12 protein-coding genes and 2 pseudogenes are annotated in these 14,989 nt (G+C 39.5%); 10 read left to right on the plus strand and 4 right to left on the minus strand.

Features of this window, described 5'->3' with window-relative positions; all coding sequences use genetic code 11:
• Positions 1–105 precede the first annotated feature (105 nt).
• Positions 106–621 (plus strand): hypothetical protein, encoded by a 516-nt coding sequence (locus ALW18_15845; GenBank protein AOE53849.1) that lies wholly within the window; start codon positions 106–108, stop codon positions 619–621.
• A gap of 184 nt (positions 622–805) precedes the next feature.
• Here ALW18_15845 and ALW18_15850 read toward each other — a convergent pair whose 3' ends face one another.
• Positions 806–3,172, minus strand: a complete 2,367-nt coding sequence (locus tag ALW18_15850) for a mannosyltransferase (GenBank protein AOE53850.1) — start codon at positions 3,170–3,172, stop codon at positions 806–808.
• Between the two features lie 135 nt (positions 3,173–3,307).
• The gene (locus ALW18_15855) at positions 3,308–3,505 is read right to left on the minus strand and encodes a hypothetical protein (protein ID AOE53851.1); all 198 of its coding nucleotides are present in this window, start codon (positions 3,503–3,505) and stop codon (positions 3,308–3,310) included.
• 348 nt (positions 3,506–3,853) lie between these two features.
• Here ALW18_15855 and ALW18_15860 point away from each other — a divergent pair, with 348 nt between their 5' ends.
• The 7 genes and pseudogenes from ALW18_15860 to ALW18_15890 all read left to right on the plus strand — a co-directional run bounded on the left by ALW18_15860 (position 3,854) and on the right by ALW18_15890 (position 10,003).
• A complete protein-coding gene (locus ALW18_15860; protein AOE53852.1) occupies positions 3,854–6,043 on the plus strand; it encodes a glutamine synthetase in 2,190 nt (729 codons plus the stop codon).
• 239 nt (positions 6,044–6,282) lie between these two features.
• Positions 6,283–6,681: a hypothetical protein gene (locus tag ALW18_15865; GenBank protein ID AOE53853.1), complete on the plus strand. Its 399-nt coding sequence runs from the start codon at positions 6,283–6,285 to the stop codon at positions 6,679–6,681.
• Positions 6,678–7,040, plus strand: coding sequence for a hypothetical protein (locus tag ALW18_15870; protein AOE53854.1), 363 nt, complete (start codon positions 6,678–6,680; stop codon positions 7,038–7,040). Before ALW18_15865 ends, ALW18_15870 begins: the two co-directional genes overlap by 4 nt.
• A gap of 455 nt (positions 7,041–7,495) precedes the next feature.
• A pseudogene (locus ALW18_15875) lies at positions 7,496–7,882 on the plus strand (hypothetical protein).
• A 62-nt stretch (positions 7,883–7,944) separates the two neighbouring features.
• Positions 7,945–8,145: a hypothetical protein gene (locus ALW18_15880; GenBank protein ID AOE53855.1), complete on the plus strand. Its 201-nt coding sequence runs from the start codon at positions 7,945–7,947 to the stop codon at positions 8,143–8,145.
• Positions 8,146–8,515: 370 nt separating this feature from the next.
• Positions 8,516–8,878, plus strand: a pseudogene (locus tag ALW18_15885) (hypothetical protein).
• Between the two features lie 231 nt (positions 8,879–9,109).
• Positions 9,110–10,003 carry a cell envelope biogenesis protein OmpA gene (locus tag ALW18_15890; protein ID AOE53856.1) on the plus strand — a complete coding sequence of 298 codons (894 nt, stop codon included), beginning with the start codon at positions 9,110–9,112 and terminating at the stop codon, positions 10,001–10,003.
• 73 nt (positions 10,004–10,076) lie between these two features.
• Here the strand turns inward: ALW18_15890 and ALW18_15895 are convergent, their stop codons facing one another.
• Positions 10,077–10,757 (minus strand): hypothetical protein, encoded by a 681-nt coding sequence (locus tag ALW18_15895; protein ID AOE53857.1) that lies wholly within the window; start codon positions 10,755–10,757, stop codon positions 10,077–10,079.
• Between the two features lie 167 nt (positions 10,758–10,924).
• Between ALW18_15895 and ALW18_15900 the strand changes: the two genes are divergently transcribed.
• Positions 10,925–12,073, plus strand: a complete 1,149-nt coding sequence (locus ALW18_15900) for an L-fucose dehydrogenase (protein AOE54449.1) — start codon at positions 10,925–10,927, stop codon at positions 12,071–12,073.
• A 202-nt stretch (positions 12,074–12,275) separates the two neighbouring features.
• Here ALW18_15900 and ALW18_15905 read toward each other — a convergent pair whose 3' ends face one another.
• On the minus strand, positions 12,276–13,364 hold the full coding sequence (locus ALW18_15905) for a hypothetical protein (GenBank protein ID AOE53858.1): 1,089 nt from the start codon (positions 13,362–13,364) through the stop codon (positions 12,276–12,278).
• 328 nt (positions 13,365–13,692) lie between these two features.
• On the opposite strand from ALW18_15905, the gene ALW18_15910 reads away from it, so the two are divergent.
• On the plus strand, positions 13,693–14,871 hold the full coding sequence (locus ALW18_15910; GenBank protein AOE53859.1) for a phosphoribosylformylglycinamidine cyclo-ligase: 1,179 nt from the start codon (positions 13,693–13,695) through the stop codon (positions 14,869–14,871).
• Positions 14,872–14,989 lie beyond the last annotated feature (118 nt).

Genomic DNA, 14,989 nt, shown 5'->3' on the forward strand with positions numbered 1-14,989 from the left:
TCAAATCTTTTTTTAGTATTTTTTTATCAATTTATATTTTTGGTTCAGTTTTTGGAATAGTACCTTTAACAATTAAATTTTAATCAAACTAACACATTTAAAACCATGAAAAAGATATTTTTACTTTTAAGCATTGTGAGTGTATTTGGACTGACAGGCTGTAGTAACGATGATAATGTAGATTACGTGGATTATGATACATATCCGGAGGTTTTTGAGACAGACCCGGTAAATTTTATTCGTGATGCTGATGGACTGTATGCTGTTACAGTTCCGTTAAATCCAAAAATCTTAGCAAGTGATGTCGTTTTAGTATACAGATTAGCTGGAACTAATAATCTTGGTAATGATATCTGGGAGCCAATCCCTACAGATTATGATTTGGATCAGGGAACTTTAAAATATTATTTCGATTTTTCACAGGATGAGGTTGTAATTTACTTAGTGTCTTCATTTGATCCGGTTTTAAGAACTGATTTTTCACGTAATCAATATTTTAGAATAGTTCTTGTTCCGGGTTATGTAGCCCAAAACGTTGACACAAACAACTACGATGCTGTAATGAGCGCAATTAAAGAAGCAAACAACGGATCGGTACAAATTAAGACTATCAAACAATAGTCTTCGGTCAATTGCTTTGCTATATATAAGTTTAAGGCTTCCCACATGGGAAGCCTTTTTTATTTGTAAGCAGAAAAAGCAGATGTAGATACTATCTATTTACTATTGCAATATCATACAAACCAAAAAGCTCCCTGCAATAGCAGAGAGCTTTTCTATCTTGGGGACACCAATAAGGTGTGGCTTAAAAATTCAGTGTGCGTAGTGCAGATATTTTAGCTGCTTTCTGGTGCCTGCGGAAATAAACCATATCGGCATTACCAAAGTATTTTGTAATGGTTAGCCTGGCCATAAGGTAGCTGACAGTACTTTCGGCACCCTGGTTAAGGTTTACATTATACTCTTCAAGTCCGTCAAAGCAACCTCCTGTACATGGGTTGTAAATAATCTGCTGAAGGTGGTTGTTGCCAAGGAACCAGTTAAATGCCATTTCCATTTTGTTAAGGTATTCTTCTTCCTTAAATATATCGTGGAATTTACGCAGTGCAAGTATGGTGTAAGCAACGTCTATAGGCTGTTCGCCGTAACGCTCTCTTTTTCCACCTTTTTGTAACCAGCTTCTGTTAGAGATAATAGTAATAGCTTCGTTATTGAATGTCTGAGACAATAAAAAGTCAAACGATTCTTTAGCTACAGTTTTATAGGTTTCGTCTTCTGTAATGGCGTAACACAATAACAATGCTTCCGGTAGTACGCTGTTGGCGTAAGTTAGGTAGCCTTCAAACCATTTCCAATCGGCATCTGCTTCGTGGCGGTACATTTGTACTAACCTGTCGGCAAACATTTTAATGTAGATAAGGGTATCTGCATCTTTAACCCTACGGTTAAAGTAATATAATCCTTTAATTACAAAAGCCATTGCTCTTGTAGAGTAGATATGTTTGGTAAGCGAAAGCGACCTTTGGAAAATGCCTGCTGCCTTAGCCGAAATTTCAAGTGGTAATATGTTGCTTAACGATACAATGTATCCTAAAGCCCACATAGCACGTCCTGAACTGTCTTCAAGGTTTTCGTTATTGTTTTGGGCAGTAAATTTCTTGTTTACATCTACATAGTTCATGAATCTTCCATCTGCCGACTGGCAAAACTCAATGTAGTCAAGATATATTTTTATGTATTTTAATACCGACTGGTCTTTGTAGCGTTTGTAGTGCTGACCCATAGCTATCATAGCCCTGGCATTATCGTCTATAGTATAACCCGATTCAAAATCCGGCCTGTTAAGCTTGCTGAACTGAAGCATACCAAAATCGGTAGTCATTTCTTTAATGTGGTTCAGGTTCACTTCAGGATTACGGTATTGTAATTTAATACCTCCCGCAGTTTTAGCTAAAAGTTTAGCATGGTTAACTGCTGAGTTCTCCCATGTGGTGTGTATGATTTTATGAAGGCCGTTAAGTACCATTGTATTCCTTAGTTCCGGATCAAATAATAAGGTGTTGATAGCAGCAGAAAGCTCTTCAGAATTTCCGAAGTCAAAAGTAATACCTGTTTCACCTGCCAGTACCTCTTTAGCGTGAGGGATGGGGGTAGAGATGATAGGGCAGCCACAGCTAAGTGCGTATGAGAACGTACCGCTTACAGCCTGGTTAGGATCTTTTGAAGTAAACAGGTAGATGTCTGTTAACTGAAGGTACTCCAGCAATTCTTTAAGATCTACATATTTATTGATGAATTTTACATTCTCTTCAAGTCCAAGTTCTGCAATTTTAGCAATAAGTGAATCGCGGTAAACCTCACCTTCGTTAAGTGCAACGGTAGGGTGAGTCTTACCAATTATAAGGAAAAGAACGTTAGGAGTTTTGTCAACTACTGTAGGCAGCGCTTCAAGCGTAGTCTCGATGCTTTTACCTGCACTAAGAAGTCCGAAGGTAGAAAGTATAGTCCTGCCTTCAAATCCGTATTTCTTTTTAAGTTCGTCTTTATCGGTATGTGCCACAAGGTGGGTACCGTGAGGTATAACTGTAATTTTTTCGCGGTCAACAATATAGTCGCGTACCAGGATGTCTGATGCATTGTTGGTCATTACAATTAGAGAGTCGGCACGGTTAAGGATGTGCTGAACGTTTGCACGAAGCTCATCGTTAGGGCCGGGAAGTACAGTATGGAAAACCACCGATAGCGGTTTTTGTACATTATCTATAAAAGAGTTAAAGTTAGCTACACTTTCGTGAACCAAACCAAACTCATGCTGTATAAGTACTATCTTAAGATTTTCATCTTCGTTGATAGCCTGTGCAAGGTTAGTGTACGATTGCGGATCTGATACATCAAGAACGTATTTTACAGCAGGGTCGGTATAAGTATGTTTTTCATTATTGTTTTCTAAAGCACATATTTTAATAGAGAAAGAATCTACATAATGATCGTTAAGCGCCTTGATTAAATCCTGCGAATAGGTTGCAATACCACATTGTCTTGGAGGAAATGTAGTTATTACCAGTATTTCCGGCAAAATAGTAGTTTCAAAATTTTGTGCTTGTACTCCAAGCTGTTCGATCAGGCTGTTATAGGGCTGGAATTTTTTTCCTGCATTTTTTCTGGTTTTCATGGCGCATTCCGGGTATTAAGTAATTTTTAGTCCTTCATTAAAATCAGTCTCATGTTAAACATTGAAAAAACCGGCCATAAGAAAGAGAACCGGTTTTTTAAAAATCTGTAGTGCGTGTATGCCTTATAGATAAAATTAGGCAGTAGCCTTATTTTTAAATTCTTTTTCAGCTTTGCGTTGCAGTTCGTTTAATTTTCCTTTAAAGTGGTCTTTAGCTTCCTGAACGTCTGCTGCATATTTTTTTCCTGCTCTTTTACGTGCAATAACTACTGCTGCTCCTGCTAAGACTGCTGCTCCTGCAGCGATACCTAGTATAAGTTTCTTATTTCTCATTATGGTGTAATTTAGGTTGTTGAATAAATCTTTGACTAAATTATATAATCCTTATTATGGAGGCAATCTGCTTAGTAAATATTTAACTCAATTAACAAAGCTTTGAGAATTTTAAATATTTATTAACGGATGTAGGAATATTTTTGAAAATAATGTAATCCTGAGAAATGGTATTATGTAAATGTAATTAAAAATAGTCTTTGTTGTTAAATTAGGGGTGTTATTGCGGATTTGGTAAAAAAATAAAATTTTAACCCCCTAAAAAAATAGGGGTGTTTAAAATTTGAAACATTTTTTTGTACATTTGCGCAGAATTTAATTCATAATTAACATTAAAAAATAAGTTTCATGTCAACATTTCGTTTTCAGGCACTACAACAAACCGCAAACAGAAAGACGGTTAAAGTAGAAGAACTAGACAAAAAGTCGATCATTTTTGGTAGTAATGTGTTTAACGACAAAGCAATGCGTCAGTTTTTGACGTCTGAAGCTTACCAGGCTGTGAAAAACGCAGTGCAGCACGGAACTAAAATAGACCGTAAACTGGCAGATTATATTGCTATGGGTATGAAAGAGTGGGCACTTTCTAAAGGTGTTACTCATTATACACACTGGTTTCAGCCACTTACAGGTACAACGGCAGAAAAACACGATGCTTTCTTTGAAACGTCTTATGATGGCAGCGACCCGGTTGAAAAATTCGGTGGTAGCCAGTTAGTACAACAAGAGCCGGATGCATCAAGTTTCCCTAACGGTGGAATCAGGAATACATTCGAAGCTCGTGGATATACAGCTTGGGACCCTACATCGCCTGCATTTATTTATGGTACTACACTTTGCATACCTACAGTATTTATATCATACACAGGTGAGGCACTGGATTATAAAACGCCTCTATTAAGAGCACTTAACGCTATTGACGAAGCTGCAACAGATGTTTGCCGTTATTTCGACAAAAACGTTAAGAAAGTAACTGCAACCCTTGGATGGGAGCAGGAATACTTCCTTGTAGATTCAGCACTTGCTAACTCAAGACCTGACATCACACTAACAGGGCGTACACTACTTGGACACACATCGGCTAAAGGCCAACAGTTAGAAGACCACTATTTTGGTTCTATACCAACACGTGCTCTTAACTATATGAGAGATCTTGAAAACGAATGTATGCTTCTTGGTATACCGGTAAAAACCCGTCACAACGAGGTTGCACCTAACCAGTTTGAGCTTGCACCAATTTTTGAGGAAACTAACCTTGCGGTAGACCACAACTCTTTACTAATGGACATTATGCAAAAAGTTGCAGAACGCCATGACTTTAAAGTACTTTTCCACGAAAAGCCATTTAAAGGAGTAAACGGTTCTGGTAAGCATAACAACTGGTCGCTTGCTACAGATACAGGAGTTAACCTTCTTGGACCTGGTAAGACACCAATGAGCAACCTGCAGTTCCTTACGTTCTTCATTAACACTATTAAAGCAGTGTATACTAACGAAGAGCTAATGAGAGCTTCTATTGCTACAGCAACAAACGATCACAGGCTGGGTGCTAACGAGGCTCCTCCTGCAATTATATCGGTATTCATCGGACAGCAGCTTACTAAAGTTCTTGAAGAGCTTGAAGGCGTTTCTAAAGGAAAACTTTCTCCTGAAGAGAAAACAGACCTTAAGCTTAACGTAGTTGGTAAACTTCCGGATGTATTACTTGATAACACAGACAGAAACAGAACTTCTCCGTTTGCCTTTACAGGAAACAAATTTGAGTTCCGTGCTGTAGGTTCAAGTGCAAACTGTGCTAACGCAATGACTATTGTTAACTCAATCGTTGCTAAGCAACTTAAAGACTTCAAAAAAGCAGTTGATGCGCTTATAGAAGAAAAAGAAATGAAAAAAGACGATGCTATCTTTAACGTACTTAGAGAGTACATTAAAGAAACTAAAGCAATTCTTTTTGAAGGTGACGGTTATAGCGATGCATGGGAGCAGGAAGCTGCAAAACGTGGATTAAGTAACTTTAAAACTACACCATCTGCGCTTAAAGCTAAAGTATCTGCACAATCACTTTCATTATTCGAAGAACTTGGAGTAATGAACCACGTTGAGGCAGAAGCACGTTACGAAATTGAACTTGAAGAGTACACTAAAAAAATACAGATAGAAGGCCGTGTGCTGGGTGATATCGCAAGAAACCACGTAGTTCCAACTGCTATCCGTTACCAGAATATACTTATTGAGAACGTAAAAGGTCTTAAAGAAATTTTTGGCAGTGAGTTTGAAACTGTAGGTAGAGAGCAAATTATACTTATCAAGGAAATTTCAGGACACATTGCAGCGATCAACTCTCAGGTTGAAGAAATGACAGAAGCACGTAAAAAAGCTAACGCACTTACAACTGCAGAAGAGCAGGCACATGCTTACTGTGATACAGTGAAACCATATTTTGACACGATCAGGGAACATGCTGATAAGCTTGAGCTTCTTGTAGACGATGAGATCTGGACACTTACTAAATACAGGGAATTATTATTTACACGATAATCTTTTCATAGCAATTATTTTGAGTAAGCCCCATACGAAAGTGTGGGGCTTTTTCTTTTTCCTCTCCAATCATCACTTTTTAAAGGGGAGGGCGGGTGAATACTTTCGCAAAAGTTTGAGTGGCATTCTGGATGATTCCTCTCTCCTTTGGAGAGGGGTTAGGGGTGAGGCCTGAAAAGTGTTAGATTTGAGTACAAAATAAATTAGTAGATTTATCCGTTATACTAAAAACCTTACAGATGAAGTTACTACTACCTGCTATACTTTTATTATGCCTCCCGGCAAATGCACAGCAACAATTTACAGTGTATTTTGATTTCAACCAGGCAATAACAAACCGCGATGTATCGCAATGGATGGCAGCAAACCCAAATGCGCGCATACAAAAAATTTACGGCTATACCGATAAGAGTGGTAGTGAAAGCTATAATCAGGAATTGTCCGAAAGACGTGCCGGTTACATTTATGAGCGCTTAAAAGGCGCAGGTATTGTTTTGGATGATGTTGAGCAGAAAGGTTTCGGCGAAAGCCAAAGCACTAAAAATCGTAATGCTAATGACCGCAAGGTGGTAGTGTATTATACATCGCCTCAAATATCCGAACCAATGGTACTGCGTACTGATTTGGCAATAAGATGATAACCGCTAACAAGGGAGATAAGGTTGTGCTTAAAGGTGTTCATTTTAGAGGTGGTACCGCTTACATCTTGAAAGAATCAGGTTCAGCATTAAATGAACTGTATTTAATAATGCGGGACAATCCTGAATTAAAGATAGATATACAAGGGCATATTTGTTGCGAACCCGATGATATAGATAACCTTTCAGAGAAAAGGGCTGTAGAGATTTTCCTGTACCTAAAAAATAATGGTATTAAAGAAGACCGTATGGGAGTGAAGGGTTTTGGCAGCACCCGGCCGGTATACAAGTTACCTGAAAAGAACCAAAATGAGATGCAGGCTAACCGAAGGGTGGAAATTGAGATTGTAGAGAAGTAATGTAACGTTTGTGTAATTGTTAATGTTCGGTAGTGCACTTAGATAATAAATTAGTGTAATTAGTGACTAAAAAATATGCTATGAAACAAACTGTATTATTTCTTTTACTATGCCTTTCGGCGAATGCCCAGCAAAAATTCACTGTGTATTTTGATTTTGATATTGCTGAAACCAACACAACTTCAGGTCAAAACCTATCGCAATGGATTGTCGATAATCCTGATGCGCAAATACAAAAGATATATGGCTATACAGATAAAACGGGTTATGCCATTTACAATCAGGATCTTTCTGAAAGGCGAGCATCCTATGTGTATGGTCAGTTGAAAGCTGCCGGCTTAGATCAGGATAATATCGAGGAAAAAGGTTTCGGTGAAAGCCAGTCAACGGCAAATTATAATGCAAAAGACCGTAAAGTGGTTGTGTATTATACAAAGGTCATCCCGGTAGTTCCGGTGGAATCTGATCTTGGCAAAAAGATAACCGATTCGAACATTGGTGACAAGATAAAGCTTAAGGATATGAACTTCTATAATAATATGGATGTTATGCTGCCAACGTCGAGGCCTGTATTAGAAGACCTGTTGGGTATACTAAAACGCAGGCCTACACTTAAAATACAAATTCAGGGGCACGTATGTTGCCAGAAAGAAGAACCAACAAGAATATCAGAGAAGCGAGCTGTAGCAGTATACAACTATCTTATCAGAAACGGAATTGATGCCACAAGGCTGTCGTATACCTCCTTTGGTGCTAGCAACCCTATTTATCCGTTACCTGAGAAATCAGAGGCAGAAAAGGTGGCCAACCGCAGAGTAGAGATAGAAATTATTGCGAAGTAATCTATAGTTAGATATATTATATGAAAAATTACATATTTGTTTTATTATTATCGTGTTTTACAATGTATGCTCAGGGCGATGCAGAAATAGATACAATAGAACAACGTTACGACCTTGATGAACTTACTATTAGCGGTAAAGCAAAATTGAAATCAGGCGATAAGATAGTTCTTAATAATCTTAATTTTAAAGGGGGGTACAACAACCTTGCTTACAGAGTTGGAACCTGTTTTGCAGGATCTGCTGAAGATTATGCAGGATAACCTTAAACTAAAAATACAGGTGCAGGGGCATATTTGCTGTCAGGAGGATGAAGAACACGAGATATCGTGAGCAAGGGCGCGTTTGGTGTGGCGTTACCTTAAGAAGAACGGAATTGCAAAGGATAGGATATCTCATAAAGATTTTGGAGGTACTTGTCCGCTTTATGCCATGCCTGAAGCTACGGATGAAGAGCGTGAGCTGAACAGACGTGTAGAAATAGAAATCATTAAAAGTTAACCAATCATGAGGAGATGTATTTTGTTTATCGCTTTGTTGTCCTGCTTTATGGGTTTTGCTCAGGACGATGCCAAAATGGATGCTATAGCCCAGCGTTATAATCTCGATGAGCTTACTATTAGTGGAAAAGTGAAACTTAAGAAAGGTGACAAGATCAGGCTGGATAACCTTAACTTTTTTGGAGGCACGGCAAATCTGCTTCCCGGGTCGGAGCCCGTACTAAAGGAACTACTGAAAATTATGGGTGATAATCCTAATCTTATGATCCAGATCCAGGGGCACATATGCTGCTATGATGAGGGGTGGAATCAGGTGTCCAGCTCCCGCGCTCAGTTTGTATGGGATTACCTGAAACGAAATGGCATTAATAAAAAACGTATTTCGTACAAAGATATGGGAGGGAAGAATCCTATTTACCCCATTCCTGAAGCAACCGAAGCCCAACGCGAATATAATCGCCGCGTAGAATTTGAAGTTATTTCTAACGGCGATTAATGTAACTGTATAGTGTGTCATGCTTACGAAGGAAGAATCAAATACAGTTTCGTAGATTGTTTTGTAATCTTATGTCATTGCGAGCGTAGTGAAACGGAAACAGGCAATCTCAGTCAAAAGCTTCTTTAAAGTATGATGTAACATAGTAATTGCTACGTTAGTAAATTATCCTATTGTTATACTGAGAAAAATAATAAATACTTATTTTCGTTCTATAAACAAACCATAACCATGAAAAACCTGTTTCCTATTATTTTGTTCTCTTTGCTTTGTAGTATTTCTATGAAGGCGCAGGAGCAATTCTCTTTATATTTTGACACCAATAAATTCGAACTTAAAAAAGGTGAACCCCAAAGGCTGGAAAGCTGGTTGGCTGCTAATAAAAACTCAAAGATTTTAGCTATTAACGGCTATACCGACGAAGACGGAAGCATTGGCATGAACGACACGCTTGCCCAGCGCAGGGTAAGCCATGTATTCGGACTTATAAAAAACAGGGTTAGGATCCGTGACGATTTCAAGACAAGGAGTTTTGGGAAACTGCACAAGCATTCGCCGAATAAGGCGGAAAACCGTAAGGTAACTATCTATTATCTTTTAGAGAAAAACCTTGAGAAAGAGAACGAGATATTAGGTATTACTGAAAGTGCGCCTAAGCCTGTAGTGAAAGAAGGGCCCCTAGTTTATCCGTCATCTGTTAGAGTTATGGGGCCAAAAGGTGAAGAAGAACTAAAGCTTAATGTTGCTTTTATGGAGAAACTAGGAACAGCAAAACCAGGCGAAAAACTAAGAATAGACAACCTGAATTTCTTTGAAAATAGCTACGGCATAATGCCTGATTCCAGGCCTAAATTATTTGAGTTGCTGGAAACAATGCGACTGCATCCATCACTTAAAATTAAGCTTCAGGGACATGTATGCTGCATGAAAGCAGACCGTCAGGATCTGTCTACGCAAAGGGCTAAGGCAGTTATGCTTTTCCTTAACAAACAGGGTATCGATAAAAGCCGCCTTTCATTTGAAGGTTTCGGTGTAAGCCAGCCAGTTTATGCTATTCCTGAAAAAACAGCCGAGGAACGCGAAGCCAACCGTAGGGTAGAAGTGCTTATTGTAGCGAATAATTAATTTGTTGTACAATAGTAACAAAACAGCCCTGATCCTCTTTTAAGATCAGGGCTGTTTTGCTTTGATATATAAATCAATTGATTTCGGTATGCACGGTAACATAAACCGTATAGTTAATTAGTTGCCCACTGGAACGCACGCCACGTACTTCAAGTCCTTTATTGAAGGTTTGGAGTCCGAAAGCATCTTCGGTATTCCCTCCCGGTTCAGAAGGGCTGCTGTTGGTTTCTATATAAATGATCTTACCAGATTTTGTTCCTGCTGCTTTCGCAAGGCGTTTGGTGGTTTCTACAGCATCGGCAACCGCAATTTCCTGCGCCTGTTTTATAAATGACGCGCCTTCGGTATGAAAATAAGACACTTTCTGGATTTCGTATATCTTGGTTTTCATAATATCTTCGGTAAAATTCTGCATAACATTCAGATCGGTCAGCGTGAAGATAACCGTCTGAGCCGACTCAAACCCTACAAACACATCCTTCTTTGCCTGATTGCTCCAACGCATTGTTTTGTCGGTAGACAGTAAACTGGTTTTAATGCCTGTGGTATCGGCCGCATATTTTTTTACAACGGCCAGTACTTCTTTGGTTACCCTCTGGTTTTCGTTAATGGCTTCTTTAAGCGTTGGCTTAACGAATTTCAGCGCAAGCGTAATTTGCGCCGCATTAGGAAAAGCAGTTACATTGCCTACTCCCATAACGCTGATTTTTGGATCTGACTTCTGTGCGAAAACCGATACGCATGCCAATAGCATGACCGATAGTAAAGTGATTTTTAGTTTCATGATTTTGATTGTTGGTTTAAGCGAAAGTACAATGTATTAAAATTCTGATAGTATTGTATTAACTTAATTTTAAGACAGCTACTTTGCTTAAGGCTTTGGTAATGGTTAAATTTGGGTTATATACAAAAAACACTATTATGAATACAACACGACGGGGGTTTCTTGCTACGGCAACTAAAGGAGTTGCAGCGGCTTCGGTAGCACCATTGCTGTTCTCATCGCTTGGTGAGCCTCTGTATGCAGGAAATACCGAACCCACAACATCTTCAACGATACCAGATATGCAGCCTGAAAATTTAGAAGCTAATAAAGATCATTATCGTATTCCTCATAAAATAGGGATGGGCGGCGTTGCTCTGGGCAATGCCTTTTTTGAAACGACCGACCAACAGGCGTACGATACAATGAAGGCTGCCTGGGATGCAGGAATCCGTTATTTTGATACCTCTCCGTGGTATGGGCTTGGACTTAGCGAAAGGCGTATAGGACATTTTTTACGCGATAAAGACAAGAAGGACTATGTTATTTCAACAAAGGTCGGTCGGCTTACGTATCCTGATGCTTCCTTTAAACACGATATGTGGAAAGGCAGGCTGAACTTTAATTATAAATACGACTATACTGCCGATGGCGTTCGCCGAAGTGTAGAAGACAGCCTTCAGCGTTTGGGAATCCCTGCATTAGATGTTGTTTTTATACACGATCTCTCGCCCGATAATAAAGACCTTGGTGACAAATGGGAAGATTACTTTAAGATTGCCCAGAACGGTGCTATGAAAGAGCTGACCAAAATGCGTGAGGAAGGTTTGATCAAGGGTTGGGGACTTGGAGTAAATACTATTGCTCCTGCGCTTAAAACCCTTGAAGTTGCCGATCCCGATGTTTTCCTTTCGGCTACAAAATACTCGCTTATATACCATAAAGACGCGTTGAACCAGTTATTTCCTGCATGTGAAAAACGTGGGGTATCAATCGTTTCAGGTGCGCCGTTAAATGCAGGTTTCCTGGCAGGAGTAGATCGTTACCATTATGATGGCAAACTTCCGAAGGAACATGTTGCCAAAAGAGAAAAACTAAGAAACTTAGCCAAAGACCATAAAGTCGACCTTCGTACTGCTGCACTTCAGTTTACGGTTGCGCCAAAGGTCATGGCTTCTACCATTCCCGGAGCACGTTCGCCAAAACAGGTGCAGGAAAACGCCGAATCTATGAAAGTAAAAATCCCTGCCGATTTCTGGAAAGAACTTAAAAAGGAAAAACTGATCGAGGAAAATGCGCCGGTCTAATTAGTTATTACAATTAGCCCATTGGTCGCACAGCGTTCGCGATGCCCCCCGGGTGTGCCTTCGTAGATATTGGCTGTTAACTTCTAATTAGAATAGAAAAAGAGAAATAAATGTATCGTCCTGTAATAAGTCAACTTTTCTATCGACTTATTACAGGACGATACAGACTTTTACTTACAAAAGTCTAATTCAATTAACATTTTTATTGGCAAAAACGGTTGAACGTCTGCCAGTATTTATCCTTGTAAATGGTGTAGCTAAGATCCCATACTCCCTGATATTGTTTTATAAGCGCATCAATCACCTTAGATGGTTTCCTGAATTCGTTGCAGGCAAAATATATCGTTCTGGTGTTGTCACCGGTTTCGCGGCCTACACTCAGGTAGCCATCGGAATCCTTTAGTTGCTCCAGCAAGGTGTCTTCAAAATTATTCAGTGCACTAAAATCATTCTGATGCGGCAGGCCTCCGCTTTCGTTTCCATCATAGCCAATTTCGATACGGGCAATCCATGGGTGGGAAGCTATACTGTCCCAATTGAGCAGCGTCGTATTGATAACCGCAACAACAGTATTGCCATTTTCTAACCGGCCTTCAAAAGTACTGTAGCCGTCATCTTCGGTATTGTGCCTGATGCCCTCGTATTTTTCAACAAATTCCTTCTCACGCCATATAAGATAGGCTTTCAGTTTTTCAATGGGAATCAGTTCTTTCTTAGCATGCCTTGTTGCGATAACCGATATGGCATCGATAGTCGTGGCAAAATTGATCTCTCCCAGGTAGTTATCCAAGAAGATATGGGTACCTAATATAATTGAGTCCTTATTGTCTTCGGTAAGGTTGTTGTGAACAACAGTAATATCAATTTCGTCAGGATGGTTTTCATCTTCATTAGGGTAGAAGGAAATAGTGTCACTTGAAAAATCGAAACCATCCATCTTTATACCGTGTGTGTGGATATCCATTGCAGGTTTAAGCGCGGTAAAACGCCACCTTTTAATAACGGGAGCAGCGGCAACAAGGTCTTCCGTAAAGGCAAAGTTCTTAATGTGGCCATCTGCTGTAATAACCAGTTCAGCAATATCATCGGTATACATGCCCGATAAGAAATAATAACCTTCGCGCAGTTCATTCAGCTTTGGAGACAGCTTATCATGAAAGTCATGGATGTTTTCTCCCGACTGTGTTATCTTATGAAACGCTTTTTCGTGCTGCTGAAACCAGTCCCAGAAATCGGCGTTAGTAGTTATTGGTGTTTCTTTTTTATTGAAGAGGTTATTGAAAAATCCCATTTAAAAGGTTTTGTGTGTGATTGGAATTTACAAATATATTATAATAGTGAATATTCTCCCGTTTGAGAACTTTTTTTGTGATTGAATATTGCCAGTGCTGTCTGTATCCTGCCCAAGGGAAGGCATCACTCAAATGTCTTAGGATGTGAATTTCATATTGTATTGATGCACTGATGTCGGGTTTTGGAGCGGAGAGGGGTTAGGATTTGTTATTGGCGGCATTCATAATCAAACACAATAAAAACCCACCAAATAATTGATACATTGTTACATTGTATAATTGCTGCATTAAACCTATCTTTGCCGTTCAAATTACAAACCCATATTTATGAGTTCTGATACCAGCAAACGTTACAGCCAAAGGGGAGTTTCTGCCTCTAAGGAAGACGTGCACAATGCCATTAAAAACATAGATAAAGGCTTATTCCCTAAGGCATTCTGCAAAATTGTGCCGGATTATCTTACAGGTGATAACGATTACTGCCTTATAATGCATGCCGACGGCGCAGGGACAAAATCATCCCTTGCCTACATGTACTGGAAGGAAACAGGCGATATTTCGGTATGGAAAGGTATCGCACAGGATGCGCTTATCATGAATATTGACGACCTGCTTTGTGTGGGTGCTGCCGATAATATTATGCTTTCGTCTACTATTGGGCGTAATAAAAGTGTTATTCCGGGCGAAGTGCTTTCGGCTATCATCAACGGTACCGAAGAGCTTATCGAAGAACTGAAATCGTTTGGTGTTACTATCCATTCTACGGGTGGTGAAACTGCTGATGTGGGCGACCTTGTTCGTACAATAATTGTAGATTCTACCGTAACAGCGCGAATGAAACGTGCCGATGTTATTGATAACGCTAACATTCAGCCGGGCGATGTTATCGTTGGGCTTGCTTCTTTCGGGGAGGCGTCTTACGAAAAAGGATACAACGGTGGTATGGGCAGTAACGGACTTACCTCTGCACGCCACGATGTGTTTGATAACTACCTTGCTAAATCATATCCTGAAAGTTATGATGCTTCGGTTCCTGCCGATCTGGTGTACTCAGGAAAAACAAAACTGACAGATGCTGTTGAAGGCAGCCCTATCGATGCGGGTAAACTTGTGCTTTCGCCAACACGTACGTATGCGCCTATCATCAAGAAAATACTTGAGAAATATACTCCTAAAGACATACACGGAATGGTACACTGCAGTGGTGGTGCTCAAACTAAAGTGCTTCACTTTGTAGATAACGTTCATGTAATTAAGGATAATCTTTTCCCTGTGCCTCCGCTATTTAAGCTAATTCAGGAGAATTCGGGTACCGATTGGAAAGAAATGTACCAGGTATTTAACTGTGGCCACCGTATGGAGGTTTACGTTCCTGAGAACATTGCACAGGATATTATTGCTATCTCTAAGTCGTTCAATGTTGATGCACAGATAGTAGGAAGGGTAGAAGCATCTGATAAAAAAGAATTGACCATTACCAGCGAATACGGTACTTTTAATTACTAATTCTCTACTTTATAGAATATACTAATCATCCGCCATTTGGCGGATTTTTTTATATATCACATTTATAGAGTTACACCCCTGTTTATTATATGTAAGCCTTTTAGGTTCGTGTGGTCCA

The sequence above is a fragment of the Flavobacterium psychrophilum genome (assembly GCA_001708385.1).
Classification (GTDB): Bacteria; Bacteroidota; Bacteroidia; order Flavobacteriales; family Flavobacteriaceae; genus Flavobacterium; species Flavobacterium psychrophilum_A.

What these genes read in the sequence shown, in the direction of transcription:
- ALW18_15900 (AOE54449.1), top strand. Translation starts at nt 10,925, where the DNA reads ATGAATACAACACGACGGGGGTTTCTTGCTACGGCAACTAAAGGAGTT.
- ALW18_15860 (AOE53852.1), top strand. Translation starts at nt 3,854, where the DNA reads ATGTCAACATTTCGTTTTCAGGCACTACAACAAACCGCAAACAGAAAG.
- ALW18_15870 (AOE53854.1), top strand. Translation starts at nt 6,678, where the DNA reads ATGATAACCGCTAACAAGGGAGATAAGGTTGTGCTTAAAGGTGTTCAT.
- ALW18_15855 (AOE53851.1), bottom strand. Translation starts at nt 3,505, where the DNA reads ATGAGAAATAAGAAACTTATACTAGGTATCGCTGCAGGAGCAGCAGTC.
- ALW18_15880 (AOE53855.1), top strand. Translation starts at nt 7,945, where the DNA reads ATGTATGCTCAGGGCGATGCAGAAATAGATACAATAGAACAACGTTAC.
- ALW18_15905 (AOE53858.1), bottom strand. Translation starts at nt 13,364, where the DNA reads ATGGGATTTTTCAATAACCTCTTCAATAAAAAAGAAACACCAATAACT.
- ALW18_15890 (AOE53856.1), top strand. Translation starts at nt 9,110, where the DNA reads ATGAAAAACCTGTTTCCTATTATTTTGTTCTCTTTGCTTTGTAGTATT.
- ALW18_15850 (AOE53850.1), bottom strand. Translation starts at nt 3,172, where the DNA reads ATGAAAACCAGAAAAAATGCAGGAAAAAAATTCCAGCCCTATAACAGC.
- ALW18_15895 (AOE53857.1), bottom strand. Translation starts at nt 10,757, where the DNA reads ATGCTATTGGCATGCGTATCGGTTTTCGCACAGAAGTCAGATCCAAAA.
- ALW18_15845 (AOE53849.1), top strand. Translation starts at nt 106, where the DNA reads ATGAAAAAGATATTTTTACTTTTAAGCATTGTGAGTGTATTTGGACTG.
- ALW18_15910 (AOE53859.1), top strand. Translation starts at nt 13,693, where the DNA reads ATGAGTTCTGATACCAGCAAACGTTACAGCCAAAGGGGAGTTTCTGCC.
- ALW18_15865 (AOE53853.1), top strand. Translation starts at nt 6,283, where the DNA reads ATGAAGTTACTACTACCTGCTATACTTTTATTATGCCTCCCGGCAAAT.